Genomic DNA, 26,809 nt, shown 5'->3' with positions numbered 1-26,809 from the left:
TGCTATTAATGCACCGAAGCCACAAGGGCAAGGAGCAGGATATGGGCGCGCAGGCCGATCGCCTCACCGGACTGGTCAGTTCGGACTATCGATTCAACATTCCCCATGCCGAATTGCGCGGCGCGCAGATCGCGGCGCTGAACGAACGGTTTCAGGAAAAGAAGGACGGCATCCGCCTGCTCGGCCACCGCGCGCGGGAAGCGGGGATTAGCGAAGTCACCTCGCTCGACGACGCGGTGAAGCTGCTGTTCCCGCATACGGCGTACAAGAGCTATCCCGAAAACTGGCTGATGCAGCAGCGCTGGGACAAGCTGACCCAGTGGCTCAACACCATTTCCGCCCATCCCGTGACCGACATCGACCTGGATGGTATCACCGATGTCGACGACTGGATCGACCGGCTGCAGGCGGCCGGCCATTATGTCTCCTGCTCCAGCGGCACCACCGGCAAGTCGGCGATGCTGATCGCGTCGCAGGCGGACATGGACTGGTCGAAGATCGATACCGTCAATGTCTTTGCCTGGGGATCGGGCGTGCAGCCGGCGCAGGATCGCCGCATCATGGGTCTGGCCCCGGTTGCCAAGGTACCCAAGAACGAGATTATCGGGGAAGCCCAGCGCGCGGCCTTTGGCGATCCCGCCAGGGAAATGTTCCAATATCCGGTGCCGCCGATCACCGTCGGATCGCTGACCCGCATGGTGGTGCTGCGCAAGGCGATGGCGGACGGCAGCGCGCTGCCCGGCGACATTGCCGAGTTCGAGGAAACGTCCCGCTTCCGGCAGGAGGCGATGGACGCCGCCGTTCATATCGCCGCCGATGCGATGATCGAACATCGCGCCGACAAACTCTATATCGCGGGCATGTGGAACGCGCTCTACCATGTCGCCAAGGCGGTGCGGGAGCGCGGCTATAGCGCCAAGGATTTCAACCCGGACAACTGCATCTATATCGGCGGCGGCCTGAAGCGCGCACAACTGCCGGACGACTATCAGCAGTTCGTGCACGAAACCTTCAACATCCCCGAAGGCCGGCATTTCCAGAATTATTCGATGCAGGAACTCAACAGCGGCATGCCCAAATGCCGCGAGGGCGGGCGTTATCATGTGCCGCCCTGGATCGTGCCGATGATCCTCGACAAGGATGGCGACGCGCTGATCGATCACGCCCATGACGGCGAAGTGGAGGGGCGGGCCGCCTTCTTCGACCTGTCGCTCGACGGCCGCTGGGGCGGGGTCATCACCGGCGACCGGATATCGGTCGACTACAGCCCCTGTGCCTGCGGCAATAGCGGGCCATCCATTCGCGACAATATTGCCCGCTATGCCGATCTGGACGGCGACGACAAGATCGGCTGCGCGGGTACCGTCGATGCCTATGTGCGAGGTGTGGCATGAGCGTGCTTGAACAGACAGCGCCGGTCGAAACGGCGGCCGAACCGATCCGCGTCGATCATTTCGTGCGCGGGAAGCTGGTCGAGGGCGGGGCGGTGCGCCATCGTTCGCGCGACCTGGGCGTCGATTTCGCGACGCCGCAGATCGACCTCAATGCGCTGGTCGCGCCGCGATCCGAACTGCCGCCGCTGCTCGATATGCCGGTCAGCGAGATCATCGATTTCCTGGTCGAGGCCGGGCAGCGGATGGATTTCGAGACCAATCCCTATCTGCAGGCGGCACTGGAGCATACGCTCAAGGTCAATCCGCTGCCGCGCCGGGTGGTGGAAAATCTGTTCCGTCGGGCTAAGCATTTCCTGACGCCCGAGGGGCTCCGCTGCAGCATCGAATCGAGCTTCCTCAATCCTGCCGCGCTCGACCGCTGGGTCGAACGTACCGACATGCACGGCAATCGCGGCGCGCTGCGCGCCTTCCCGCCGCGCATGGTGCATATGCTGGCGGGAAATTCGCCCACCGGCTGCATCTCCTCGATCGCGCAGGGCGCGCTGGTGAAGGCGGTCAACGTCTTCAAGATGCCGTCGAGCGACCCGTTCACCTGCGTCGCGATGCTGCGCACCATGGCCGATGTCGATCCTAATCATCCGGTCGTCCGCTCCATGTCAGCGGTCTATTGGCGCGGCGGCGACGAGCGGATCGAAGGGACGCTCTATCGCCCGCAATATTTCGACAAGATCGTTGCCTGGGGCGGCGGCGACGCGATCAAGAATGTCATCAAATATCTCGGCCCCGGCATCCAGATGGTCTCGTTCGATCCCAAGACGTCGATATCGATGATCGGGCCGGAAGGGTTCGACCCCGCCGTCATCGACGATGTCGCCGATGCCGCCGCCACCGACGTCGCGACGATGAATCAGGAGGCCTGCCTCGCCAGCCGCTTCATCTTTGTCGAGGGCGACCGGGCCGGGGTGGAGGTCTTTTGCGCGAAGCTGCAGGAGAAACTTGGCCTCGATCGCGAAACGACGTCTGCAGTGGCGCATCCGCTGCCGGTCGAGGTGCGCGACGAGATCGAGATGCTGACCCTGATGGGCGACGACACCAAAGTCTGGGGCAAGCCCGATGGCCGCGGCCTCGTCATCCTGACCGACGAGCCAGTCGATTTCCATCCGAGCAACAAGACCGCCAATGTCGTCCATGTCGCGTCGCTCGATGACGCGGTGCGCTATGTGAATGTCGCGACCCAGACGATCGGCATCTATCCGCCCGCCGCCAAGCTGGCGCTGCGCGATCGCCTCGCCAGCGCCGGGGCGCAGCGCGTCGTGCGCCTGGGCGGCGCGGCCAAGCATGTGATGGGCGGCGCCCATGACGGCATGTTGCCGCTCCAGCGCTTCGTCCACTGGATGAGCGACGAGGACGCCTGATCCTCCCTCGCGGGCGGGGAAGGGCCATCGCGCAAGCGATCCTTTCCCGCCCGCATTGCCTCGCCGGGCGAACCGGTCTCAAATCGCGCCAAGGATGACGGCAGACAGCCGCACAATAGTCGCGCGCAAGGACCGCGCCGCATGAGGGTGAGGACAAGCGCATGGCAGACAGCGACCCGCATTTCGACACGGCTCCCGCCGTTCCGCCCGTTGCCGTCCAGCAACCCGAAGCACTGCCTTCCATGGCCTATCGCGCCTATTTCCTGTTCCTGATGGTGCTGGTGTCGGCCTCGGTCCAGGGCGAACGCTATCTGATGGTGGTGATGGTCGAACCGATCCGCCACGAACTGCACCTGTCCGACGCCGCGATCGGCATGGCCAAGGACATGATCATCGCGATCGTCTATATCCTGGCCATCATCCCGCTGGCGCGGCTGGCCGATGGCTGGTCGAAGCGCAAGATCGTCGCCATCGCCGCCACCGTGTGGAGCGCCGCCGTCATCGTCTGTGGCCTGGCGAAGAGCTTCTGGATCCTGCTGATCGGCCGGGCCGGCATCGGCCTTGGCGAAGGCGGCTTCACGCCGCCGTCACAGGCCTGGATCGCCGATCTTTTCCCGATCCGCCAGCGCGCGACCGCGCTGTCGATCTTCCTGCTGGGCGCTTCGCTCGGTACCTTTCTTGGTCCTGCCGTCGGTGGCTGGGCGGTGCAGACCTATGGCTGGCGCGAGACCCTGATCTTTGCCTCCATCCCCGGCTTCATCCTGGCGCCGATCGTCTGGTTCACCCTGCGCGACAGCCGCTCGGGCCTGGCCGACGGTGCCTCGGTGGAACAGGCGCGGCCCGTGCCCTTCCTCCAGACCGCGCGCGAATTGCTGGCGATCCGTACCCTGCCGCCGCTGATCGCTGCCGCTTCGCTCAATGCGCTGCTGACCATGGGCTTCATCAGCTGGGCGCCGGCTTTCATGGAACGGACCCATGGCATGCCCGCCAGTCAGGCCGGGTTGCAGATGGGCGGCGCGCTCTTCTTCGGCTCGGCGATCGGTCATACGCTGGGCGGGCCGCTCGCCGATTTCCTGGGACGCCGCGATCTGCGCTGGTATGTCTGGATATTGATGCTGTCGGGGGCCTGCGCGACCGGCATCGGCTGGATGATCCTGACCGGGCCGGGCGAGCGCGTCTTCCCGCTCTATGGCCTCAACATGCTGCTGGGCGGCCTGTCCGCTGCGCCACTGATGGCGGTCGTGGCAGGACTGGTGCCCTCGCGCTCGCGCGCCACGGCGATCGCGGTGCTGATGGTGTCGATCCAGGTCGTCGGCCTGGGCGGCGGGCCGGTGCTGGTCGGCGCGCTCAGTGACGCATTGCGCCCCATCTATGGCGAGGATTCGCTGGGCATGGCGATGCGCTGGGCGCTGCTGGTCGGCATCCCCAGCACCATCCTCGCCTGGTTCGCCAGCCGCAGTTGCCGCAAGGATTTCGCCGCCGTCGGCGGCTGGGGCGGGGCTGCGATGCCGGCCGCCATCCACTGACGCCAGGAGCGCTGGCCATGCCCGCATATATGATCATCACCCGCGAAGGCCCGATCACCGATCAGGCCGCGATGGACGCCTATAGCGCGATGAACCGCGCCAATGCGGCGACCTTCGTCGCCCATTACGGCATCCGCCCGCTCGCCGTCTATGGCGCGCAGCAATTGCTGGAGGGCGACGGCGCGGACGGCGCGATCATCCTGGAATTTCCCGACGCCGCCAAGGCCCGCGCCTGGTATGACAGCCCCGAATATCAGGCCGCGCTCCCGCTGCGGATGCAGGCTGCGCCCTATCGCGTGCTGCTGGTCGAGGGTCTTTAAATTCTCCATCGAGGAAGCATCATGACCGACATCACCCCCCGCATTCCCCATCTGCCGCGCGACCAGTGGACCGACGACGCGCGCGAGGTCTTCGCCTTCTGGGGCGAGCCTAATGCCTGGGAGGAAGGGTCCAAGACCAATGTCATGATGGTGATGGGCAACCATCCCGCGCTGGGCAAGGTGTATAATATCTGGGGTAAGCATCTGTTGATGGCGAACACGCTGTCGACCCGCGCGCTCGAACTGCTGATCCTGCGCGTCGCCTGGCGGGTGAACTCGGCCTATGAGTGGCACAACCATGTCGGCTATGCGCTCAACGCCGGCATCACCCTGGAGGAAATCGGCGCGGTCCGCGATTTCCCCGAAGGCGGCGACTGGGTAGAGGAAGACGCGCTGGTGCTGCGCTCGGTCGACGAACTGATCGAGGATGGCAAGATCAGCGACGCCACCTGGGACGGGCTGGGTACCTATCTCGACACCCGGCAGAAAATGGATCTGGTCTTCTCGATCGGCCATTATGTCATGACCAGCTGGGCGCTCTCCTCCTTCGACGTCGGGATCGAGGGCGGGGCCGACCCGATCGGCTTCGACCTGCGCACCGGTTCGGGCAAGACGCCGGGCAAGACCTACAAGCCGGGAGAAGCCGACAATTGGACCGATACGCGCGGCTATTGATCCCCGCCCTTCTATCGCGCCAGTGATATGGCGGCGGACGGTCGCTTTTGCGCATTGTTCGCGGCCGCAGGCGCGATAGCAGGAGGAAAGATATTTCCGCTTAAAAGGGGACTGAACATGGCCACCGACATCCTGCTGCCCAAGATCGGCTTTTCGATGACCGAGGCGCAGATTGCCGAATGGCTGGCCGAAGACGGCGCGACCGTCACCGAGGGCCAGCCGCTCTATCTGCTCGAAGCCGACAAGTCGGCGAACGAGGTCGAGGCGCCGGCCAGCGGCACGTTGCGCATCATCGCCCAGCCGGGCGAAACCTATGAGGTCGGTACCGTCCTGGGCACGATCGAGTAAGATGGTGTTGCGCGTCGGTATCGTCAGCGCCGCCTGGGGCGCCTTCGCGCATCTGCCTGCCTGGCGCGCCATCCCGGGCATCGAGGTGACGGCGATCTGCACCTCGCGTGAGGAGACGGCACGCGCCGCGCAACAGCGGCTGGGCCTGCCACGTGCCTTCTGGAATGCGGAGGAGATGTGCGCCGATCCCGACATCGACATTGTCGACCTCGGCACCCGGCCCAGCGTCCGCCTGCCGATGGTGCTGGCCGCGCTCGCCCATGGCAAGCATGTCTATAATGCCAGCCCCCATGCGCCCGACTGGGCCGGGGCGCAGGCGATCGACACGGCCTGGCGCGACAGTAGCAGCATCGGCGTGGTCGATGCCTTCTCGCAATATCTGCCCGCCCTGCGCCAGATGAAGGCGATGCTGGACGACGACCATATCGGCACGCCGCTCGGCGGTACCTGCCATTTCAACATCTCGCTGTTCAACCAGCCCAACAAGCTGTTCCCCTATAACTGGTTCGCGCAGGCCGGGCAGGGCGTGTCGGCGGTGCGCAACAATGGCAGCCATGCGCTCTATCTGCTGCTCCATCTGCTCGGCCCGATCGCCGAGCTGGTCGCCGATGATAGCCGGATATTGCAGCGCTGGACCTTCCCGGACGGTGACACCATCACGCCGGAAACCACCGACCTCGCCAATGTCATCCTGCGCTTTGAAAGCGGGCTGGTGCTGCAGATGCAGATCAGTTGGAGCATGGCCCTGCATGACGGTTTCCTGCTCGACCTGTTCGGCGAGAAGGGGCGGATGGTGTCGACCTCGCCCACTTTCCCGACCGCGCGAGACTGTACGCTGCGCGCGGGGCAATTGGGCGGCACGCTGGAGGCGGTGGCCCTGCCCGACGCCTTCAAACAGACGCCCGGCATCGCCCTCGACTGGCAGAGCGAACCCCAGCCCAGCTATCCGATGGCGCTGTCGATGCAGGCCATGGTGGAGGCGATCCATGGTCGCGGCGTGGCGGCCCCGGACTTTGCCCGCGCGCTGGAGGTGGAGCGCATCCAGGAAGCCATCCGCGTGTCGAGCGCCGAACGCCGCTGGGTCCGGATTGGCGATATCGTCTGAAGCGGTGCCTCTGCCCGTCTCGCGCCGTCCATGCTCCGTCATGAATTGAATGTGCGAAGCATTTACATCGACGGCCATCGATCCTACCTCCCGTTCGATGCAATTGTCCGACACCAGCCAGAACCGTCGATCCCGCCATGATGTGCATGCCGCATTGCGCAGCCGGACCCGGGACGACCATGACAGGGTCGATGCGGCTTTCGCCGGTTATGATCTGCGCGACCGGGACGGTTATGCCGGCTTCCTGACCGCCCATGCCCGTGCGCTGCCGGCGCTGGAAGCGGCGCTGGCCCCGTGCGCGCTGCTGCCCGACTGGACCGGACGGACCGATGCCCTGCTGGCCGATCTCAAAGCGCTAGACATGCCTGTCCCGGCAGCTCTGCCGGTCGAAGGCGCCTATGACGGGGCGGCGCGCTGGGGCGCGCTCTATGTGTTGGAAGGATCACGGTTGGGCGGTGTATTCCTGGCCCGACAGGTCGGGGATGGCTTGCCCAAGGCCTATCTTTCGGCGGCGCATGCGCAGGGCGGGTGGCAACGCATCCTTGCGACGATCGAGGATGCCGCGCAGGGCGAGGCCTGGCTGGACGCGGCAATCCGTGGCGCCAAACAGGCTTTCGCGGTCTTTGCCGCCGCTGCGCTTGTGGATCAGCGCGCGCGCTGAGGCGATCGGGCTGGCGCGGCGTCAGCCAAACACTTCTTCGATGGCCTTGGCGATATTGTGGGTGGTGTAGGGTTTCTGCACGACGGTGGCGGATCGATGCTCCATCGGCAGGCTTGCCTGTTCGCCATAGCCCGATGCGAAGAAATAGGATGTGCCCAGTTCACGCAGCCGGTCGGCGACGCCGAAACTTGTCTGGTCGCCCAGATTGATGTCGAGAATGGCGAAATCAAATCGGCTGTTGTCGAGCAGATCATGCGCCGCCTCCGGGGTCGATGCCGTCGATACCGACGCCCCAAAGCGGTTGAGAATATCCTCGGCATCAAGCGCGATGATCAGGCTATCCTCGACCAGCAGCACGGATTTCTGGCCGATCAGGGTCGGATCGACGGCCTTTTGGCTCGAAACCGTCGGTTTGGGCAACTGGATTGCCGATCCCTGCAGATTGCGCGCTTCGGATACATGGCGCGCCGGGATGACGAATGTCGCCCGCACCCCGTCCACGGCATAGTCGATGCGCGCCTTGCCGCCCAGGTCGTAGGGCACGGAGCGATTGACGATCGTTGTCCCGAACCCCTTGCGTCGGGGCGGCGTGACCGGCGGCCCCCCGACCTCCTGCCAGACCAGGGTCAGGTCGCCGGAGTCGTCGCGCGACCAGCCGATATGCACTTCGCCCTCGCCCGACAGGCTGCCATATTTGGTTGAGTTGGTGACCAGTTCGTGGATCACCAATGCCATCGTCGAATAGGCCTGGGGATTGAGCAGGGTTGGCTCCCCTTCGGCAAGGATGGCGCTCTGTCGATCGGCAGCGAAGGCGGCGGCCTCGGCCTCGATCAGCGCGCCCAGCGGTGCTGGTCCCCAATGATCGTCGGTAATCTGATTATGGGCGCGGGCCAACGCATGAATGCGTCCGTCAACCAATCGCACAAATTCCTGCACTTCGGGGCTGTCGGGCTGGGACTGCCGGATCAGGCCCCGGATCACGCCCAATATGTTGCGCACGCGGTGATTGAGCTCGGCGATGAGCATCTCCTGGCGTGCCGTTGATACGCGCCGTTCGGCCGCGGCTTCGTCGGCGAGCCGCAACACCACTTCGATCAGGGTTGCACGCAGTGTTTCGGCGACGCGGATCTGTGAAGGCGTAAACGGTTCGGCATGGCCTTCCACCGTTTCCTGCCATTCCGCGAAGCTCTCGCGCGGGGTCAATCGCGGGCCGTTCGGGCCATATTCAATCGGCTTGTGCGGGTCGCCGGCCCAGCGCACGGACTGTTTCAGCTCACGCCGAAACAGGATGACATAGTCCCGCGGGGAACGGGAAATGGGGATTGCGAGCAGGCCGGCGACCTGGTCGGCAAACGCATGGGCACCATCGACCAGGCCGCCGATATGATCGGTGGTGTAGACCCTTCCCGCCGCCAGCGCGTTGAGCGCGCGCACAATTCTCCGGAAATCCTCGGTCGGCGGGACGATGCCGGAAAAAGCGTAATTGCCGTTGATCCATACACCCACGCCATCGGCCGGGATCGCGCTGGTCAGGATGTCGCCGAGCCAGTCGGGGTCCTGGAGCAATGTCTCGTCGGATGCGACGGCCCCCAGCAACTGGTCGGAAATGTCGCGGGCACGCTGCTCATATTCGCTGATAAGGCGACGTTCCCGCGATTCCAGCCGCATCGCGAACATCTCGGCAAACAGCTCGCATACCGACCGTCGCTCGAACGTGGGCGCGCGCGGGGCATAATGATGGCAGGCGAACAGGCCCCACAACTCGTCATTGACGATGATGGAGATCGACAGCGAAGCGGCCACCCCCATATTCTTGAGATATTCGATATGAATGGGGGAGACCGATCGCAGGATGGAGAGCGAAAGGTCGATCCGCTTGCCCGCGCCGTCGATCGACGGCACGATTGGGACGGGTTCGGCGTTTACGTCGCGGATGACGCGCACCAGGTTGCGCTTGTAGAGGGCGCGGGCCTGTTTCGGAATGTCGCTGGCCGGATAGTTCAGGCCCAGGAAGCTGCCGATTCCGGGCTTGCAGGCCTCGGCCACGACGGCGCCTGCGCCGGTCGCCGCGAATTTATAGACCATCACCCGGTCATAGCCGAGCAGTGCCCGGACCTGGCGGGCGCCCTCCCGATAGAAGGCGGTCAGGTCCTTCGTTCGATCGAGCCGCGACATCATCGCGCGGACCGCGTTGGTCGAATCGCCGCCGGCCGCGGTGCCTGGCTCGGCTTCGATGATGATCTGGCCATCGGAAAAATGGACGGCAACGTCATAAATTTGGCCCGACGGGCCTAATGGGCAGGCAAACAGTCGCTCGACCATGTCGGGTTCGGCCAGCAGGGATATGCGATTGCGCAGATCGTGGAGAAAGTTCGCCGAAACATAGTCCGGCAAGGGCGTGCCGATAAGATCGGCAGGGGCCATGCCAAGAAGGTCACGGATATTGTTCGACACCCGGGCGATGATCCAGTCGGTGCTGACGGCGATCAGGAACCCGGGTTGCTGGATCGCGCCGAGGAGGTGGATCGGTTCGCGATCGCAGTTGGTCAGGTCGACCTTGTCAAAGTCCGCCACATATACTCCGTATTCACGCCGTGACGATCGATCGCCAGCCTCGCTAAACGCACCATTACGGGTCGGGTTGCCATGCGCTTGCCCTAATCGCTTAGGGAAGCGGGACGGCATTGTCATTAATCTGGCTTAAGCTTTCTGGCCGGTCGCTGACGGGGGTGTACTGAACGGGATGGACCGACGGCGCGATGGGGCGAATGGGCCGGTATCCGCTATGGCTATCGCCCGGTAAACTTCGCTGTCCGCTTTTCCTTGAGGGCGGCAATGCCTTCGCGATGGTCGGCGGTACGGACGCTGAGCGATTCATAGGCGATGCCGGCGTCCATCACTGCAGAGGCGATCCGCTTCAGTTCCATATTGGTCAGGATCTTGGTCCAGCGGATCGCGTTTGGGGCGCCGGCCAGCAGCTTCGCGCAGAAGGCATCGACCGCCGCGTCTAGCTCGTCGGCTGGCATGCAGTGGTTGATGAGGCCGATCTCCGCCGCCTTGGTCGCGCTCAGCAATTCGCCAGTCAGCAGATATTCTTTCGCCTTGGCGATGCCGATCCGCTGCGCCCAGATGACCGCGCCGCCATCGCCCGCGACCAGGCCGATGCCGACATGCGGATCGCCGATTTTCGCGCCCTCGGCGGCAAAGATGATGTCGCACAGCAACGCGATCGACGCGCCCAGCCCTACGGCATGGCCGTTCATCCGGCACACCACCGGCTTTTCGATATCGAGCAGAGCGGACACGATCCGTTTGGCCTGCCGCGCCTCATGGTCGAAGAGATGCGGGTTGGCGGCATTATGCTCCATATGGGCGATGTCGCCGCCGGCCGAAAAGGCGCGGCCGGCGCCGGTCAGCAACACCACGTCCGACCCATTGTCGCGGCCTGCAAAGGTCAGTGCCTCGGGCAGTTCGTCATGCAGGTCGAGATTGACCGCATTCAGCGCCTCGGGCCGGTTCAGCGTGACCACCAGCAGCCGCGCGCGCCGTTCAAGCTGGATAGTGCGATATTGGGGCAGGTCTTGGCTCATGCGCTTGGCTCTCCTTGTCTCCGCTCTAGCATGGGCGCGTGCGCCGCCAACGTCGCCGTGGCGATAAGCGCGGGGCTGCCCTCCCCATGGCGCGCTTGCCGCGATAGCTCGGACGAACGGAAAAGGGAGAGACGCGGATGAACGGGTTCGACGAGACGTTCGATTGGGTGGTCGTTGGCAGCGGCGCCGGATCGATGAGTTCGGCGCTCGTCATGCGCAAGGCCGGTAAATCCGTCGCCATTCTGGAAAAATCCCCCTGGGCGGGTGGCACGACCGCCAAGTCTGGTGGCGTGATGTGGATACCGGCCAATCCTTTCATGCTGGCGGATGGCGAGAAGGACAGCGCGGACGCGGCGATGACCTATCTTGATGCGTTGCAGCAACTGGATGGCAATCCGGCCCCGGGCACCTCGCGTGACAAGCGGCTGGCCTATGTCAGCCAGGCGCCACGCGCGATCGACTTTCTGGTCGATAATGGCATCGCGTTGCAACGCGGATCGACCTTCTGGCCGGATTATTATGACGAACAGCCGGGCGGCTGCAAAACCTCGCGCACGGTCGTCGCCAAGCCGTTCAACCGCAAGGAACTGGGCGATTGGGCCGACAAGCTGCGCCAGGGTTTCGCGGAATTCAATGTGACCCTGGTCGAGGGGATGGAAGCGCAGGGGCATCGGCGAACGAACAAGGCGGCGGGCAGGCTGCTCGCCCGGATCGCGCTGCGTACCATTCGCGACAAGCTGTTCGGGCGCAAATATACCACGGCCGGCGCGGCGCTGCAGGGACGGATGCTCAAGGCGGCGTTGGCGGCGGGCGTCGACGTCCGGCTGGATTCGCCGGTCAGCGAACTGATCGTCGGGGATGATGGCGTCATTGGTGCTGTGACGATGAAGGACGGCAAGCCATGGCGGATCGGCGCGCGCCTGGGCGTGCTCGTCAATGCGGGCGGCTTTGCCCGGAATCAGGCGATGCGTGACCATTATATGCCGGGAACGCGCGCGCAATGGTCGCAGACCCCCGAAGGCGATACCGGCGAGATGCTTCAGGAACTGGAACGGGTCGGCGGCCAGTTGGCCCAGATGGACCAGATGGTCGGCTATCAGATGACCCCGGCGCCTGGCTGGGACAAGGGTTATGTCGCGCCTGGCGCCCAGTCGATGACTGGCAAGCCGCATGCCATCCTGGTCGACCAGAGCGGCGTCCGCTACATGAACGAAGGCGGCAGTTACGAACTATATTGCGAAACCATGCTCAAACGAAACGCGGCCGTACCGAGCTGGGCGATCTTCGACCGACAATATGTCGGCCTGTATGCGGTCGCCGGCCGCTTCATTGACAAGGCGATCCCCGATGGCTGGATTGAGGACGGCTATCTTCATAGGGCCGATACGCTGGAGGGTCTGGCCCACAGCATCGGCGTCGATGCCGTCGCGCTGGCGGCCACGGTTGCGCGCTGGAACGGCTTCGTTGCCAAGGGTGTGGACGAGGATTTTCACCGTGGCGAACGCGCCTATGACAATTGCGGTTTCGTCGGTGACCCGTTCTCGGATCAGAGCGCGCTCGGTTCGATCGAACAGGGGCCTTTCTATGCCGTGCCTGTCGTGCCCGGGGACGTCAGCACTTATGGCGGTGTCATCACCGATGCGAAGGGCAGGGTGGTCGGCGCAGATGGTGGTGTGATCCCAGGGCTGTACGCCACCGGGGTATCGACCGCGTCGGTGATGGGCAATGTCTATCCCGGTGCCGGTTCGAGTATCGGACCCTCGATGGTGTTCGGCTATATTGCGGCCAAGCATGCGGCCGGGCTGGACAATCAATTCTAGGTGATGCGGCCAGCCCTTTCTGATCCGCGCTGGCTATTCGTCCGCGAAACGGGCGGGGCGCGACAGGAGGAAGGGCAGGTTGGGCGAAGCGATTTTGGTCTGGCTGCCATCGCCATGGATCAGCGTCACCCGACCCACGCCGGGTGAGGCGACGACCGCAACCACGCTGTCTACCCATTGATGCAGCACTGCCCGCGAGTGGGCGAGTTCATCGCCGCCGGTGCGGGCGTCGCCCTCCGCCTCCAGCTCGGCCTCCAGCTGCAGCACCCGTTCGGCCGCTTCGCGCGCCTGTTCATCCTTGTTCATTGGTCTCTTCCAGATCCTAAAGCAGGTTGATCCCGATCTTGCCGAAGAAATCGCCACTTTCCAGATGGCGATAGGCGTCGGCCAGGCGGGATAAATCATAGACGGCATCAACCACCGGGCGGATGCGGTGCTGCGCGCAGAAGGCCAGCATCGCCTCATGTTCGGCGCGGTTGCCGACCGAGATGCGGGCGACCGGATGGCCGCCGACATCCGCGAAGTGCCAGCTGAATTCCGATCCCAGCATGCCGATCGCAGCGATCACGCCGCCGGGGTTGAGCAGGGCGGCTGCGGTCTCGATCTGGCTGGCGCCGACCACATCGACCAATATGTCGACTCCGCGTCCGCCAAGTGCGCGGCGGATCGCACCGGGCCAATCCGGATCGGTGCGATAGTTGACCGTGACGTCGGCGCCCAGCGCACGGGCGCGCGCCAGCTTCGCGTCGGAGGAGGATGTAATCGCGACATGGGCACCCGCCGCCTTGGCAAATTGCAGTGCGGCGATCGAGACGCCGCCGGTGCCCTGGCACAATATCCATTCGCCGGGTTGGAGCGGGCGCGGCAGGAACAGCGCATTCCAGGCAGTGAGGCCGGCGCAGGTCAGCGTTGCCGCCTCCAGATCGCCGAGCGAGTCCGGCACGATGCACAGGCTTTCAGCCGGAAAAACGGCATATTGGCGCGCGACCCCATCGGTACTGCCGCCCAGCATCGCCATGCTCGGTTGGCGTCCCTCCAGCCAGCCCAGCGCGAAGATCGGGTTGACCCGGTCGCCCGGCTTTACATGCGATACAGCTTCGCCGATCGCGACGACTTCCCCGGTGGCGCAGGACAGCGGTACATAATCGGGTTCCTTGGCGAGGCCCGGCATCATGCCTCTGGCGATGATGAGATCGCGGAAATTGAGCGTCGCTGCCGTCAACCGTACCAGCGCCTCGCCGGGGCCGGCCGCCGGGATCGGCGCCGTGCGGATCGCGATCCCTTCAATCCCTTCGCCACCCCTGGCGACGGCGGTCAGCATATTCGTCATCGCGCGCTCTCCTCGCCGGCAGCTTGGGCCGATCGGTTCGCATTGCAAGCATTGGCCACCCTATATCGGTGGAGCGAAATCGGCAGGAAAAACGGGCCTTTTCCCGGCCTTCCCGCTGCATCCGGCACATATCGCCGGGGCGAGTTGACCCCCGGTCCCGGACGGCCAATGCAAGGGGCACATCCAATAGCCATTGAGGAACCCATGGCAGAGCTGAGCAACGCCCCGGCGCCAAGCCCGGAAGCGCTGGTGGACATCTACCGCCGCATGATCCGGATCGAGCGCAACGACGACGCGATCCGCAAGACCATTCGCCTCGGGCGGCTGGTCATGCCCTATTATTCGGCACGCGGGCAGGAGGTGATTCCCGCCACCATCTCGTCGCTGCTGACCGATGATGACAAGATCTGCACCATCTATCGCGGCATTCACGACATGGTGGCCAAGGACATGCCGCTGCGCCCGCTCTGGGCGGAGATTGCCGGCCGCGTCGATGGCACCTGCAAGGGCAAGGGCGGACCGATGCACCTTACCCATCCCGAAACCGGGGTGATGGTGACGACCGGCATCGTCGGTTCCTCCATGCCGATCGCCAACGGCCTTGCCTGGGCGGCAAAGCTCGACGGATCGAAGCGGGTGACGATCGCCTATTTCGGCGACGGCGCATCGAACATCGGCGCCTTCCACGAGGCGCTGAACCTGGCGTCGGTGTGGAAGCTGCCGGTGATCTTCGTCTGCCAGAATAACGGTTTTGCCGAACATACGCGCTACGAAAATGGCACCTCGGTCGACTTCATCGCCAAGCGCGCGATCGGTTACGGCATGCCCGGTCATACCGTCGACGGCAATGATCCGCTCGCCATGTATGCCGCCGCGCATGAGGCGATCACCCGCGCCCGCGAGGGCGAGGGGCCGACCCTGCTGGAATGCAAGACCTTCCGTTTCCTGGGTCACGTCCTGGGCGACGACGACAAATATATGACCAAGGAAGAAAAGGCTGCGGCGATCGCCAAGGATCCATTGCCGGCCTTCAAGGCATGGCTGGTGGCACAGGGCCATGCGACCGAAGATCAATTGGCGCAGATGCAGGCCAAGATCGAGGCCGAGGTCGAGGATGCCCAGGAATTCGGGCTCGCCAGCCCGCTGCCGTCGGTCGACGAACTGCGCCGCGACGTGTTTGCCGAGGAGATGCCCGCATGACGGCCAAGAAGATGAATTCGCTCCAGGCCGTCAATTCGGCGCTCGCCCAGGCGATGGCGGAGGATGACAAGGTGCTGGTGCTGGGCGAGGATGTCGCCGATCGCGAGGGCGGTGGCGTCACCGGCGCGACCGCTGGCCTGTCGACCCGCTTCGGCGACGATCGCGTCAAATCCACGCCGATCTCCGAACAGGCGATCATCGGTGCGGCGATCGGCGCGGCGCTGGCCGGCTACAAGCCGGTGGCGGAAATCATGCTGATGAACTTCACTACCGTCTGCATGGACATGATCTTCAACCATGCCGCCAAGCTGCGCTTCATGTCGGGCGGGCAGAGCACGGTGCCGATCACCATCCGCACCCTGACCGGCGCGGGCTGGCAGACGGCGGGCCAGCATGCCGACCATCTGGAAGGCTGGTTCGCCCATACCGCCGGCATCAAGGTGGTCGCGCCGTCGACCCCGGCCGATTACAAGGGGCTGCTCTTGTCCTGCATCCAGGACCCCGACCCCTGCATCTTCATCGAATCTGCCGGCAGCCTGTTCATCCCCGGCGAGGTGGACGAGGTCGCGACCCCGATCCCGCTGGGCAAGGCGCGGATCGTGCAGGAAGGCACGGACATCACGATCATTTCCTGGTCTTCGCAGGTATTGCGCTGCCAGGCGGCACTGCCGGCGCTGGCCGAGGCGGGGATCTCGGCCGAACTGATCGACCTGCGCACGGTGTCGCCCTGGGATCGGGAGGCGGTGCTGGCCTCGGTCGCCAAGACCGGGCGCGCGCTGGTGGCGCATGAAGCGGTGCGGGACTTCGGCCCGGGCGGCGAGATTGCGGCGACCATTGCGGAGGAATTGTTCGGCCAGCTCAAGGCCCCGGTCCGCCGCCTGGGTGCGCCCAAGTCGCCAGTGCCCTTCGCCAAGGTGCTGGAGGATGCTTATATCGTCTCGCCTGACCGTGTGGCCGATGCGGTCAAGGCGCTGATGGCCTAATCAGGCTGTTCAGAGGGAAAGGCTGCAAGGGGCCGGGGCGATCATCGCCCCGGCCCCTTTGTCCTGGCGCTCAGCGGGGACTGTCCAGGGGCACGGTGTCCGCTGGCATCTCCACCGTCTGCTGCCAGATGCCGATCCTCCCCCTCAAAAGGCAGGCATCACCTTGTCGGCGAAACACTGGGCATAGGGCTGGAACCTGGCCGGCGGCAGGCCGGGGGGCAGCATCATCATGATATGCTCGACATTGATGCGTTGCTGCATCGCGCGGAAATGGTCGATCGCCGCGTCGGGGGTAAGAATTTGCAAGATGCCGCTGCGCTTGAACGCGTCGAGCGACATCGGTTTCAGCGCCACATTGTCGATCCCCGATGCCTGGTCCTCCGCCAGCCAGGCGCCATAGGTCTCGTTCACATGGTGGAAATAGGGGGCCATTTCCTCCATCGCCGCCTCGGGATCGTCGGCGACCAGCGTAAACAGGCTCTGGATGCGGATGCGCGCTGATGCGGGGTCTTTGCCTTCGGCGCGCAGCTTGTCGGCATAAAGGCCGCACACCTCCTCATTGCCGAAATAGCCGTCGGCATATTTCGCGACCCGCGCCAGCGCCTTTTCGGCGAAGCCACCAATATAGAGGGGGATGCGACCGCGCGGCGCGCCGGGTTTCAGCACGGCATTGTCGATGCTGTAATGCTGGCCGGCAAAGCTGACCGTCTCGCCGGCCCAGAGCCGCTGGACGATCGCCAGAAACTCGTCGAAGCGCGCGCCGCGCTTGCCGAAATCGACGCCATAGGCCTGCGTCTCGCGGCGGCGATAGCCGATCGCCAGCGCCATCTCCAGCCGGCCGTCGGACAGGATGTCGAGTATCGCGCATTCCTCGGCAAAGCGCAGCGGATGATAGAGCGGGGCGAGGGCGATCGCCGATCCCAATTTGATCCGGCTGGTCCGCGCCGCGATCGCCGCCAGCGCGACATTGGGCGCGGGCATATAACCATCGTCGGCGCCATGATGTTCGGGCACCCAGGCGCCGGCAAAGCCCGCTGTCTCGCTCCAGGCGACGAAATCCAGTATTTCGGCATAAAGGTCGGCCGGACGCCGTTCCCACTGGGTCGGGTTTCGGAAATCATAGAGATAGCCGAAGGTCAGGGGATTGGTCATGGCGTGCTCCGATGGCAGGACAGAAACGCCCGCCAACCCGGGATGGGCGGCGGGCGTGGAAAGGCCGGTCGGCCGTTTCTTACTCGAAGGGTTCTTCGCCCTGCAGCTTGGTGCGGTGCATCATGCGGTTGCAGTCGGGATCATATTTCTCGGCCCGGTGCATGGTGCCGGTATTGTCCCAGATCACTAGGTCGCCGACGCTCCATTCATGGCTGTAGCTGAACTCCTCGCGGGTCGCCCATTCGCGCAGCCCGACCAGGATTTCGGCGCTGGCATAGGGATCGAGATCCTTGACCCGCTGGGCGGTGCAGCCCAGCACCAGCGACTTGCGGCCCGACTTGTGGTTCCACACCAGGGGCAACTCATTCTCGCCGACCTGGCGCATGCCCTTCAGCTTGGCGAGGCTGGGTTCGGGCTCATAATAGAAGACCGTCGCCCAGACCGAGTGGATCACGCGCAGCTTCTCATACTCCGCCTTCTGCTCGTCGGTCAGCGCCTCATAGGCGGCATAGGTGTTGCAGAAGCCGGTATTGCCGCCCCAGGTCGCCGGCACCTTGCACGACAGCAAAGAGGCAAGGATCGGCACATCGTTCATCGTGCCGTCGATATGCCAGTAGAGCGAGCCCTTGAGATATTCGGCGCTCTGCGGATTTTCCTTCACGTCGAGCGTGATCTTGTGGATTTCCTCGCCGCCCTTGTGCTCGGGGGCGAAGGCGCCCAGCGTCTTGGTGAAGGCGATCTGTTCCTCGTCGGTGAAATTGATCTTCGGGAAGACCAGCACGCCGCGCTGTTCCAGCAGTTCGCGGATCTGCGGCGCCAGTTCGCCCGCCAGCAACTCCTCCTTGCTGTTGAGGATACGGCTGCCGATGCTCGGCTTGATGGCTTCATGCGAAAAACGGGTAATCGTTGTAGCGGACATGCCTGCTCTCCTATGCGTCCCTGCACGTTTGAACACATGTTCAACATAGGGGCATGGAAAAGTCAATGCCTCTCATTTTTCGGGTGGCAGCAATTCGTCCAGCAGGGCTTCGACCGACGCGCGGGCATCACTATGTCCGCTGGCGACCCCCATGTCGGCTTCCATCACCAATGTGCGGCCGACCGCGGCCAGCAACAGGCTGAGGCCCGCCGCCGTCACCTTGTGTCCGGCCAGGCGATCGCCCAGCACCTGCTCCATCAACTGCGCCTGGCGGGTGCGCATCGCCTCGCTGTGGCGGGCGATTTCGGCGCGGATCGCCTTGCGATGATTGGCCATGGCGACAAATTCCATCGCCAGCGCGTTGCGGCTGGGGTCGGAAAAGAAGCGCCACAGCGCGCGGACCGGATCGGCACTGGTCAGCGCCGCCTCGATCATCGCGTCGCTCTGTTCCGCGCCGCGCCGGAACACTGCCAGCAGCAGATCGTCGGTGCTGGGGAAATAATAATGGACGAGCGAAGGCGGCAGCTCGGCGCGCAGCGCGACGCGGCGCGAACTGGCGGCGGCATAGCCTTCGTCGCGGATCACCTGTTCGGTGGCCTCCACGATCCGGGCGCGGGTTTCGGAGCTTTCGGCGCCGACGCGACGTTTCTGGACCATGGCCGGAGCATAAATAGCCGGGCCGCCCATGCAAGCGCCTTGGCCATGCAAGCGCTTGCGCTTTCGTTTGGCGCCTTCGGCGCATCTGCACCGGCCCACACCCCCACCCGACCGCCCATCAGGATATCATGGCTGGGTGGTCGGGTGGGGGGGTGGGCCGGTGCGGTCTCTTGAAAATGCGCTCTTTCGCGCATTTTCAATCAAGCTCTCAGTGCGAGCCCATGTAGCGGCCGCCATTGGTGCTGATCGTCTGGCCGGTAATGTAGCTGGCCTCTTCCGACGCCAGATAGGCACAGGCGGCGGCGATATCTTCCGGCTTGCCGATCCGCTTCATCGGCAGCGTCTGGGCAAAGGCATCGGCGTCGATCGGCGCGGCGCGCAGCATCGGCGTGTCGATGAAGCCGGGCGGCACCATGTTGAAGGTCACGCCGCTCGGCGCGAATTCCAGCGCCAGCGCCTTGGTCATGCCCATCAGGCCGCCCTTGGACGAGACATAATGGCCCTGGGCGAAGGAGCCCGACTGGACCGAGGAGGAGGTGATGTTGATCACCCGGCCCCAGCCGGCGGCCAGCATGTCGGGCAGCACTTCCTTGGTCAGCAGATAGGGACCGCGCAGGTTGATGTGGATCACCTTGTCGAACAGGTCGTCGTCAATATCCATGAACGGGGTGAAGGGAGCGATGCCGGCATTGTTCACCAGGATCGCGATCGGTCCCAGCTTGGTGCGCGTCTCTTCCGCCGCCGCATGGATCGCCGCCTTGTCCGAACAGTCGGCGGTGATGGCGATGGCGGTGCCGCCGGCCGCCTCGATCAGCTTGACGGTCTCGGCTGCGCCCTCGCCATTAATGTCCCACACCGCGATCTTTGCCGTGTCCTCGGCCAGGCGCAGCGCGATGGCGCGGCCAATGCCCGATCCCGCACCCGTGACCACGGCCGTGCGACCATTTAGAGACCTTGTCATCCTTCATCCTTCCCATGTGTCAATTTCGGTGTCGCGCTTGGCGCGATTTCAGGCGCCGACCAGTTGCTCGATCGCCTCGATCGTCGTGCGGTGCATCATGCGATTCTCTTCCAGCGGATAGGGATCGACCCGGTGCATCGTGCCGCTATTGTCCCAGATCAGCAGGTCGCCTTGCGTCCAGTCATGGCGATAGACGAATTGCGGCTGGATCGCCCATTCACGCAGCTTCGACAGCAGCACGCGGCCCTGCGCCGGGTCCATCCCCTCGACATGGTCGGCGGTCGATCCCAGCACCAGCGACTTGCGCCCGGTCTCATGGGTCCAGACCAAAGGATGGACCTTGGGCGTGCGCATCTGCCAGAAATTCAGCTCGCCCACGGTCGGCTCGGGGTTCACATAGCGTTGCGACGTCTCGAAGCTATGGACCACGCGCAGCCCGTCATAGGCGGCCTTCTCGTCCTCGGGCAGGTCGTCCCATGCTGCATAGGTATTGGCGAAATAGGTGCTGCCCCCGGTCTTCGACAACGACTTGGCGTTCAGCGTCGCGGCGAAATTGGGGACATCGTCGCTCGCCCCGTCGATATGCCAGAAGAAGGCGCCCTTGATATATTCGGCGCCCGGATTTTCCCTGGGATCGATCGTCACCTTGAAGATGCCGCCCTCGCCCTGCGGCTGGACCCGGCCAAGCGTGTGGGAAAAGGCCAGCTGATCGTCGCTGCTCATGTGCAGGCCGCGCACGATCAGCACGCCGCGCTGCTGCAACAGCTCCAGGATGTTATCGGCATGGTCACCCGACACCAAAGTCGCCGCATCGGTCCGGATCTCGGTGCCGATGCGCGGGGTCAGATCGATCGTCGAAAAGGCCATCATCCGCTCCAGCGGGCGCCTGCTGCGCCCGTCTCTTCTGCGCTGTCATCAACAGGATTGTTGATTTGACTGTCAAGGAAGCGGTGGCGACATCGCTGCAGCGAAGCGGTTAGCGGCCGGCCCCCCGGGCAAACAGCGGCGCCAGCAGCGCATAGCTCGGGTCATTCACCGGCACGGGCTTGTCGCCATGGTCGCCGGCGGGGTGCAGCAGCTTCATGTCGAAACTCACCACCCGCTTGGCAAAGCGCCATTGGCCATCGACGCGGCGATAGCTGTCGATATAGCGCACCCCCTGCATGTCGTGCAGCAATCCGCCCTTGCCGTCGGGGATCAGGTGCCAGGCGATGGCATAGACCTCGCCCTCGCCATGATCGCCGTCGACACTGATCAGATGGTTGCAGATGAAATGGCCGCCGATATGCATGTGCGGCAGCGATGCCTCCAGAAAGCCGATATAGGCGTCGGCCGGCCCGTCATAATAGGGGCCATGGCTGTCGGTGGCGTCCTGCGTATAGAGCGTCTTGAGCAGCCCGATATCCTGGCGGTCGACCCCGCGCGAATAGAGCTGCGCCAGGTCCCTGATCTCCTCCTTGGCGATCAGCATTTCGATCCGCTTGTCCATAATGCCCATCCTCTCCTGTCGGGCAGACCCTAGTCGGGCGGGGCCGTCGGGCAATGGGCCGGGGTCGGATCATCGGTCTGGCGATCCATCCCCCTGTTCAGCCGGGCGCGAAAGCCCTAAGCCATGGCCAAGATGGATACCCCGCCCACCGATGCGCGCCAGCTGCGCTCCCGCCGCCAGCTGCTCGACGCGATGCTCCACCTGCTGGAAACCCGGCCCTATGACCAGGTGACGATCCGCGAGGTCGCGCGCGAGGCGGAGGTCGGCTACGCCACTTTCTTCCGTCATTATCCCTCCAAGGACGCGCTGCTGCACGATCTGGCCGCCGGACAGATCGCCGATTTGCTGCAACGCGCGCTGCCGATCCTGTTCGCCGACGATGCGCGGCAGTCCTGCCTGACGCTCTTCGCCTATGTCGCGGAGCGGCGGGCGCTCTGGTCCGCTTTCCTCACCGGCGGCGCGGCGACGATGCTCAAGCAGGAATTTACCGACCAGGCCCGGCAACTGGCGCAGCAGACCCCGCATGATGCCGGCTGGCTGCCCGACGAACTGCGCATCGTCTTCGCGGTCAGCGCCACGGTGGAAATTCTCGCCTGGTGGCTGCAGCAGGAGCCGGATTATCCCCTCGACCGCATGGCGGAAATTCTCGACCGGCTGGTCGTCACCCCCTCGATGCAGCCCTGATCGCAAGGGGCATCGCCCCGCCGCTATCTGTGTCTTGCGCGTTGGCGGCGCATCCGACGCCGCCTAGCATCCCGCCACAAAGCAGGAGGGGCATGGCATGGACGGATTGACGGTGGCGACGACGGCCGGGCCGGTGCGTGGCATCATGGCAGACGGCGTGCGCTGCTGGCGCGGTATTCCCTATGCGCGGGCGGAGCGTTTCGCCGCTCCCGAAGCGCCGACCCGCTGGAATGATGTGCGCGATTCATCGCGCCCTGGACCGCAATGCCCGCAAATGTATGGCAATCAGGCGAAACGCGCGCGCCTGACGACGCCCGACTTTGCCGAGGACTGCCTGTCGCTCAATATCCATGTGCCCGACGGCGCTGCCGGCCCGCTGCCGGTCTATGTCTGGATTCATGGCGGCGCCTTCGTTGCGGGCGGCGGTCACGCCTATGACGGCAGCGAACTGGCGCGCGACGGTGACATCATCGTCGTCACCCTCAACTATCGGCTGGGTGTGCTCGGCTTCGTCAATTTCGGCGCGGTCGTGCCCGGCGTGCCATCCAATCTCGGCCTGCGTGACCAGATTGCGGCGCTCGCCTGGGTGCGCGACAATATCGCGGCCTTCGGCGGCGATCCTGCGCGGGTGACGGTTGGCGGCCAGTCGGCCGGCTCGATGTCGGTCTCGCTGCTGCTCCACGCGCCGTCCGCGCGCGGCCTCTTTGCCGGGGCGATCATGCAGAGCGGTGCGGTCAGCCTGATTCATGGCCGGGACCGCAGCGAACAGGTGGCGCGTGATTATATGGCGGCGCTCGGCGATCCCGATCTCGCCCGGCTGCGCAGCATGGACCTGCTGCACCTGTTCGAGGCGCAGGGCGCGGCCGGCGCGGCCAATCCCGGCACCATTCCTTCCGCTCCCTGGTTCGACGGCGACCTGCTGCCCGGCTCGCTGGCGGAAGCGGTGGCTGAACCGGCGGCTCCGGTGCCCTTGCTCGCTGGCGCCACGCGCGAGGAGATCCGCCTGTTTGAACTGATGCCGGGCGATATCCTGCCGACCGACTGGCCGGCGTTGGAAGCACTGCTGCATGCACAATTGCCGGCCGATCATGCCGCGCGCATCCTCGCCGCCTATCCGCGTGACAAGGCGGGGCGCCGCGCGCTCGGCACGGATCTCGCCTTCCTGATGCCGACGCGCCATTTCGCCGATCGGCAGTCGGGGCAGGCACCGACCTGGTTCTACCGCTTCGACTATCGCCATCCGATTGCCGGCGCCGCCCATGGGCTGGACCTGACTCTGGCCTGGCCGATGCGCGGCCTGCGCGCCGCCTTCGTCCGGGGCGGGCCGATGCGCGGGCGCCGCGCTGCGCTTGGCCGGCGGATGACCGACCATATCGCCCATTTCGTCCGCCATGGCGCACCCGAGCCGGACTGGCCTGCCTATACGGTGGATCGGCCGGCGGTGAAGATCTTCGACCTGACGGACCGGGTGGAGGTCGACCCCGACGGCGATCGCTGGCGCGCCTGGGCGGGCCGCGATGTCGGCGCCGGGCTGGCGACCCGCGCCTAGCCCTTCAGTGCCTCCAGCACGCTGTCGGCATGTTCGTGCCTGCAGATGAGGAGGTCAGGCATGTATGTGTCTTGCTGGTTGTATGTGAGCGGTGATCCGTCGATGCGGGAGGCGTGGAGGCCGTGAGCGAGTGCGACGGCGGCGGGGGCGCAGCTGTCCCATTCATATTGGCCGCCGGCATGGAGATAGATGTCGGCCTGGCCCAGGATCACGGCCATGGCCTTGGCGCCGGCCGATCCCATGGGGACCAGTTCGGCGCCCAGCGCCTCTGCGACCGCGACCGCCTGGGGTGCGGGGCGGGTGCGGGACACGACCATGCGGAGTTTCTGGGGCGCGGGCGGCACGATGCGCGGCTGGTCGGTGCGCAGGACGATGCCGTCCTCATGGCCGGGTAGCGCGACCGCGCCGATGGTGGCGACGCCGTCGATGGCGAGGCCGACATGGACGGCCCAGTCGGCGCGCGCCTCGCCATATTCGCGGGTGCCGTCGACCGGATCGACGATCCACACCCGACTATGCTGGAGCCGCGCGCCGTCACAGGCCATCTCCTCGGAGAGGAGGCCGTCGTCGGGCCGCTGTTCCTGGAGGGCATGGACCAGGAACTGGTTGGCGGTCTGGTCGCCGGCCTTGCCGAGCGCCTTGGCGCTGAACAGGCCCGAGGCGCGGACCTCCAGCAGCAGGCGGCCGGCGGTCTCGGCGAGATGGGCGGCGAGGTCCGCGTCTGTCATGACGTTGCTCATTTGAGCGGCATGATCTTGCGGATGATATGCTCGGCGGCCTCTTCCGGGGTCATCTCGACGGTGTTGACCCGGATTTCCGGAGCGGTGGGCGCCTCATAGGGACTGTCGATGCCGGTGAAGTTCTTGAGGCTGCCCGAGCGGGCCTTCTTGTAGAGACCCTTGACGTCGCGCGCCTCGGCCACCTCCAGCGGGGTATCGACGAAGATCTCGATGAACTCGCCCTCGGGGAGCATCTGGCGCACCATCTCGCGCTCGGCGCGGAAGGGGGAGATGAAGGCGGTGAGAACGATGAGGCCCGCATCGGTCATCAGCTTGGCGACCTCGCCGACGCGGCGGATATTCTCCACCCGGTCGGCATCGGTAAAGCCCAGATCCTTGTTGAGGCCATGGCGGATATTGTCGCCGTCGAGCAGGAAGGTGTGGCGGTTCATGAGGGCGAGCCGCTTTTCCACCTCATTGGCGATGGTCGACTTGCCCGAGCCGGACAGGCCGGTGAACCACAGCACGCGCGGGGTCTGGTTCTTGAGGCTCGCATGGGCGTCGCGGCCGATGTCGGTCGCCTGCCAATGGACATTCTGGGCGCGGCGCAGCGCGAAGTGGAGCATGCCTGCCGCGACGGTGCGGTTACTGATCTTGTCGATGAGGATGAAGCCGCCGAGCGTGCGATTATCGGCATAGGGCTCGAACGTGATGGCCTTGTCGGTCGCCAGTTCAGCCACGCCAATGGCATTCAAGTCCAGCGTCTTGGCGGCCAGATGCTCCATGGTGTTGACGTTGACGACATATTTGGGCGCCTGGACGGTGGCCGAGACGCTCTGGGTACCGATCTTGAGCCAATAGGGCCGACCCGGCAGCATCGCCTCGTCATCCATCCACACGATGGTCGCCTCGAACTGGCTGGAGACCTCCGGCGGATTGTCGGCCACGGCGATGACGTCGCCGCGCGAACAGTCGATCTCGTCGGCAAAGCACAAGGTCACCGACTGGCCGGCGATCGCCTCGTCCAGGTCACCGTCGAGCGTGACGATGCGACTGATCGTCGATGTCTTGCCCGAGGGCAGGACGCGCACGGCGTCGCCCGGCTTGACCGATCCGCTGGCGATCAGGCCGGCAAAGCCGCGAAAGTCGAGGTTCGGGCGATTGACCCACTGGACCGGCATGCGGAAGGGCTTGGCGGCCGCGGTGGTGGCATCGACCTCGACGCTTTCGAGATGGGCCATCAGGGTCGGCCCCTTGTACCAGGGCGTATTCTCCGAATGGGCGGTGATATTGTCGCCCTTGAAGCCGGAGATGGGGATGGGCGTGAAGGCGCTGATGCCGATGCTCTGCGCGAACTCGGCATAATCCTTGACGATGCCGTCGAACACGGCCTGGTCATAGCCGACCAGGTCCATCTTGTTGACGGCGAGCACGATGTTGCGGATGCCGATCAGATGGGCGAGGTAGGAGTGGCGCCGCGTCTGGGTGAGGATGCCCTTGCGCGCGTCGATCAGGATGACGGCCAGGTCGGCGGTGGACGCGCCGGTGACCATGTTGCGGGTATATTGTTCATGGCCCGGCGTATCGGCGACGATGAACTTGCGCTTCTCGGTGGCGAAGAAGCGATAGGCGACGTCGATGGTGATGCCCTGTTCGCGCTCGGCGGCGAGGCCATCGACCAGCAGGGCGAAGTCGATCTCGCCCCCTTGCGTGCCGACGCGCTTGCTGTCGGCCTGCAGCGCTTCGAGCTGATCCTCGAAGATCATCTTCGAATCATAGAGCAGCCGCCCGATCAGGGTGGACTTGCCGTCATCGACGCTGCCGCAGGTGATGAAGCGCAGCATGGTCTTGTGCTGATGGACGTCGAGATAGGCGTCGATGTCCTGCGCGATGAGGGCATCGGTCTGGTAGATCGGGTCGGCGAGCGTGTCGGTCATTGGCTTTGTCCCGTCATCCCAGCGAAGGCTGGGATCTCGTTGATCTTGGTGAGGGGCAGCCCGGAGGCCTGAGGCCCCGGCCTTCGCCGGGGTTGACGCTTCGGAACGCTACGCATTCCGTGGCGCGTCAAAAATACCCCTCCTGCTTCTTCTTCTCCATGCCGGCGCCGCCGGCATCCTTGTCGATGGCGCGGCCCTGGCGCTCGGATGTGGTGGTGAGCAGCATCTCCTGGATCACCTCCGACAGGGTCGAGGCCTCGCTCTCGACCGCGCCGGTCAGCGGATAGCAGCCGAGCGTCCGGAAGCGGATCGAGCGTTCGACCGGCACTTCGCCGGGCGCGAGTGGGAAGCGGTCATCATCGACCATCAGCAGCA

General features: G+C 64.9%; 26 protein-coding genes (1 of these 26 running past the window's edge). 13 read left to right on the top strand and 13 right to left on the bottom strand.

All coding sequences use genetic code 11. The features are described 5' to 3' along the window. The first annotated feature begins 8 nt into the window (after positions 1-8). From PMI04_RS20650 to PMI04_RS20615, 8 genes are all read left to right on the top strand, one after another. Positions 9-1,394, top strand: a complete 1,386-nt coding sequence (locus PMI04_RS20650; RefSeq protein ID WP_238535862.1) for a hypothetical protein — start codon at positions 9-11, stop codon at positions 1,392-1,394. Further along, the gene (locus tag PMI04_RS20645) at positions 1,391-2,809 is read left to right on the top strand and encodes an acyl-CoA reductase (RefSeq protein WP_007704387.1); all 1,419 of its coding nucleotides are present in this window, start codon (positions 1,391-1,393) and stop codon (positions 2,807-2,809) included. Before PMI04_RS20650 ends, PMI04_RS20645 begins: the two co-directional genes overlap by 4 nt. Before the next feature lie 161 nt (positions 2,810-2,970). Next, positions 2,971-4,335, top strand: a complete 1,365-nt coding sequence (locus PMI04_RS20640; RefSeq protein WP_007704390.1) for an MFS transporter — start codon at positions 2,971-2,973, stop codon at positions 4,333-4,335. Between the two features lie 17 nt (positions 4,336-4,352). Beyond that, positions 4,353-4,655 (top strand): DUF1330 domain-containing protein, encoded by a 303-nt coding sequence (locus PMI04_RS20635; protein WP_007704393.1) that lies wholly within the window; start codon positions 4,353-4,355, stop codon positions 4,653-4,655. A 21-nt stretch (positions 4,656-4,676) separates the two neighbouring features. Then, complete coding sequence (locus tag PMI04_RS20630) at positions 4,677-5,330, top strand: carboxymuconolactone decarboxylase family protein (protein ID WP_007704396.1); 654 nt, start codon at positions 4,677-4,679, stop codon at positions 5,328-5,330. Between the two features lie 117 nt (positions 5,331-5,447). After that, positions 5,448-5,678 (top strand): biotin/lipoyl-containing protein, encoded by a 231-nt coding sequence (locus PMI04_RS20625; RefSeq protein WP_004209482.1) that lies wholly within the window; start codon positions 5,448-5,450, stop codon positions 5,676-5,678. A gap of 1 nt (position 5,679) precedes the next feature. Beyond that, positions 5,680-6,783 carry a Gfo/Idh/MocA family oxidoreductase gene (locus PMI04_RS20620; RefSeq protein WP_007704398.1) on the top strand — a complete coding sequence of 368 codons (1,104 nt, stop codon included), beginning with the start codon at positions 5,680-5,682 and terminating at the stop codon, positions 6,781-6,783. A 49-nt stretch (positions 6,784-6,832) separates the two neighbouring features. Continuing rightward, a complete protein-coding gene (locus PMI04_RS20615) occupies positions 6,833-7,444 on the top strand; it encodes a biliverdin-producing heme oxygenase (RefSeq protein ID WP_238535863.1) in 612 nt (203 codons plus the stop codon). A gap of 21 nt (positions 7,445-7,465) precedes the next feature. Here the strand turns inward: PMI04_RS20615 and PMI04_RS20610 are convergent, their stop codons facing one another. Together PMI04_RS20610 and PMI04_RS20605 are read right to left on the bottom strand one after the other, a co-directional pair. Continuing rightward, positions 7,466-10,018: an HWE histidine kinase domain-containing protein gene (locus PMI04_RS20610; protein ID WP_007704400.1), complete on the bottom strand. Its 2,553-nt coding sequence runs from the start codon at positions 10,016-10,018 to the stop codon at positions 7,466-7,468. A gap of 215 nt (positions 10,019-10,233) precedes the next feature. Beyond that, positions 10,234-11,034, bottom strand: coding sequence for an enoyl-CoA hydratase/isomerase family protein (locus PMI04_RS20605; RefSeq protein WP_007704401.1), 801 nt, complete (start codon positions 11,032-11,034; stop codon positions 10,234-10,236). Positions 11,035-11,171: 137 nt separating this feature from the next. Between PMI04_RS20605 and PMI04_RS20600 the strand changes: the two genes are divergently transcribed. Then, positions 11,172-12,854, top strand: a complete 1,683-nt coding sequence (locus tag PMI04_RS20600; RefSeq protein WP_007704402.1) for an FAD-dependent oxidoreductase — start codon at positions 11,172-11,174, stop codon at positions 12,852-12,854. Between the two features lie 33 nt (positions 12,855-12,887). Here PMI04_RS20600 and PMI04_RS20595 read toward each other — a convergent pair whose 3' ends face one another. Together PMI04_RS20595 and PMI04_RS20590 are read right to left on the bottom strand one after the other, a co-directional pair. Then, entirely contained in the window at positions 12,888-13,160 is a 273-nt protein-coding gene (locus tag PMI04_RS20595) for a hypothetical protein (protein ID WP_007704405.1), read from the bottom strand. Between the two features lie 16 nt (positions 13,161-13,176). Then, complete coding sequence (locus PMI04_RS20590) at positions 13,177-14,184, bottom strand: NAD(P)-dependent alcohol dehydrogenase (RefSeq protein WP_007704407.1); 1,008 nt, start codon at positions 14,182-14,184, stop codon at positions 13,177-13,179. 204 nt (positions 14,185-14,388) lie between these two features. On the opposite strand from PMI04_RS20590, the gene PMI04_RS20585 reads away from it, so the two are divergent. Continuing rightward, entirely contained in the window at positions 14,389-15,384 is a 996-nt protein-coding gene (locus tag PMI04_RS20585; RefSeq protein ID WP_007704409.1) for a thiamine pyrophosphate-dependent dehydrogenase E1 component subunit alpha, read from the top strand. Then, the gene (locus PMI04_RS20580; protein ID WP_007704412.1) at positions 15,381-16,367 is read left to right on the top strand and encodes a transketolase C-terminal domain-containing protein; all 987 of its coding nucleotides are present in this window, start codon (positions 15,381-15,383) and stop codon (positions 16,365-16,367) included. Before PMI04_RS20585 ends, PMI04_RS20580 begins: the two co-directional genes overlap by 4 nt. 144 nt (positions 16,368-16,511) lie before the next feature. Here the strand turns inward: PMI04_RS20580 and PMI04_RS20575 are convergent, their stop codons facing one another. From PMI04_RS20575 to PMI04_RS20550, 6 genes are all read right to left on the bottom strand, one after another. Next, positions 16,512-17,519, bottom strand: a complete 1,008-nt coding sequence (locus tag PMI04_RS20575; RefSeq protein ID WP_007704414.1) for an LLM class flavin-dependent oxidoreductase — start codon at positions 17,517-17,519, stop codon at positions 16,512-16,514. A gap of 79 nt (positions 17,520-17,598) precedes the next feature. Next, entirely contained in the window at positions 17,599-18,438 is an 840-nt protein-coding gene (locus tag PMI04_RS20570; protein ID WP_007704416.1) for a TauD/TfdA family dioxygenase, read from the bottom strand. Between the two features lie 72 nt (positions 18,439-18,510). Next, complete coding sequence (locus PMI04_RS20565) at positions 18,511-19,095, bottom strand: TetR/AcrR family transcriptional regulator (protein ID WP_238535864.1); 585 nt, start codon at positions 19,093-19,095, stop codon at positions 18,511-18,513. Positions 19,096-19,303: 208 nt separating this feature from the next. Then, positions 19,304-20,056 (bottom strand): 3-oxoacyl-ACP reductase family protein, encoded by a 753-nt coding sequence (locus tag PMI04_RS20560; protein ID WP_007704420.1) that lies wholly within the window; start codon positions 20,054-20,056, stop codon positions 19,304-19,306. A 48-nt stretch (positions 20,057-20,104) separates the two neighbouring features. Further along, positions 20,105-20,926, bottom strand: a complete 822-nt coding sequence (locus PMI04_RS20555) for a TauD/TfdA family dioxygenase (RefSeq protein WP_193378279.1) — start codon at positions 20,924-20,926, stop codon at positions 20,105-20,107. A 106-nt stretch (positions 20,927-21,032) separates the two neighbouring features. Continuing rightward, entirely contained in the window at positions 21,033-21,545 is a 513-nt protein-coding gene (locus PMI04_RS20550) for a nuclear transport factor 2 family protein (protein ID WP_007704424.1), read from the bottom strand. 123 nt (positions 21,546-21,668) lie between these two features. Between PMI04_RS20550 and PMI04_RS20545 the strand changes: the two genes are divergently transcribed. Together PMI04_RS20545 and PMI04_RS20540 are read left to right on the top strand one after the other, a co-directional pair. Next, a complete protein-coding gene (locus tag PMI04_RS20545) occupies positions 21,669-22,229 on the top strand; it encodes a TetR/AcrR family transcriptional regulator (protein WP_007704426.1) in 561 nt (186 codons plus the stop codon). Between the two features lie 97 nt (positions 22,230-22,326). Next, positions 22,327-23,778, top strand: a complete 1,452-nt coding sequence (locus PMI04_RS20540) for a carboxylesterase family protein (RefSeq protein WP_007704427.1) — start codon at positions 22,327-22,329, stop codon at positions 23,776-23,778. Here PMI04_RS20540 and PMI04_RS20535 read toward each other — a convergent pair. The 3 genes from PMI04_RS20535 to cysD all read right to left on the bottom strand — a co-directional run. Next, positions 23,775-24,506 carry a 3'(2'),5'-bisphosphate nucleotidase CysQ gene (locus PMI04_RS20535; protein WP_283184825.1) on the bottom strand — a complete coding sequence of 244 codons (732 nt, stop codon included), beginning with the start codon at positions 24,504-24,506 and terminating at the stop codon, positions 23,775-23,777. The genes PMI04_RS20540 and PMI04_RS20535 overlap by 4 nt on opposite strands. Positions 24,507-24,514: 8 nt before the next feature. Then, positions 24,515-26,434, bottom strand: a complete 1,920-nt coding sequence (gene cysN / locus PMI04_RS20530; protein ID WP_007709140.1) for a sulfate adenylyltransferase subunit CysN — start codon at positions 26,432-26,434, stop codon at positions 24,515-24,517. A 127-nt stretch (positions 26,435-26,561) separates the two neighbouring features. Continuing rightward, a protein-coding gene (gene cysD, locus PMI04_RS20525) for a sulfate adenylyltransferase subunit CysD (protein ID WP_283184824.1) crosses the window boundary here: on the bottom strand, positions 26,562-26,809 show its 3' end. The gene runs 685 nt beyond the window's last position; only the last 248 of its 933 coding nucleotides appear in the window; its start codon lies beyond the right edge, outside the window — the gene reads right to left on this strand; the stop codon is at positions 26,562-26,564.

This window comes from Sphingobium sp. AP49 (assembly GCF_000281715.2).
GTDB lineage: Bacteria > Pseudomonadota > Alphaproteobacteria > Sphingomonadales > Sphingomonadaceae > Sphingobium.
This window is presented reverse-complemented; position numbering and strand designations above follow the sequence as displayed.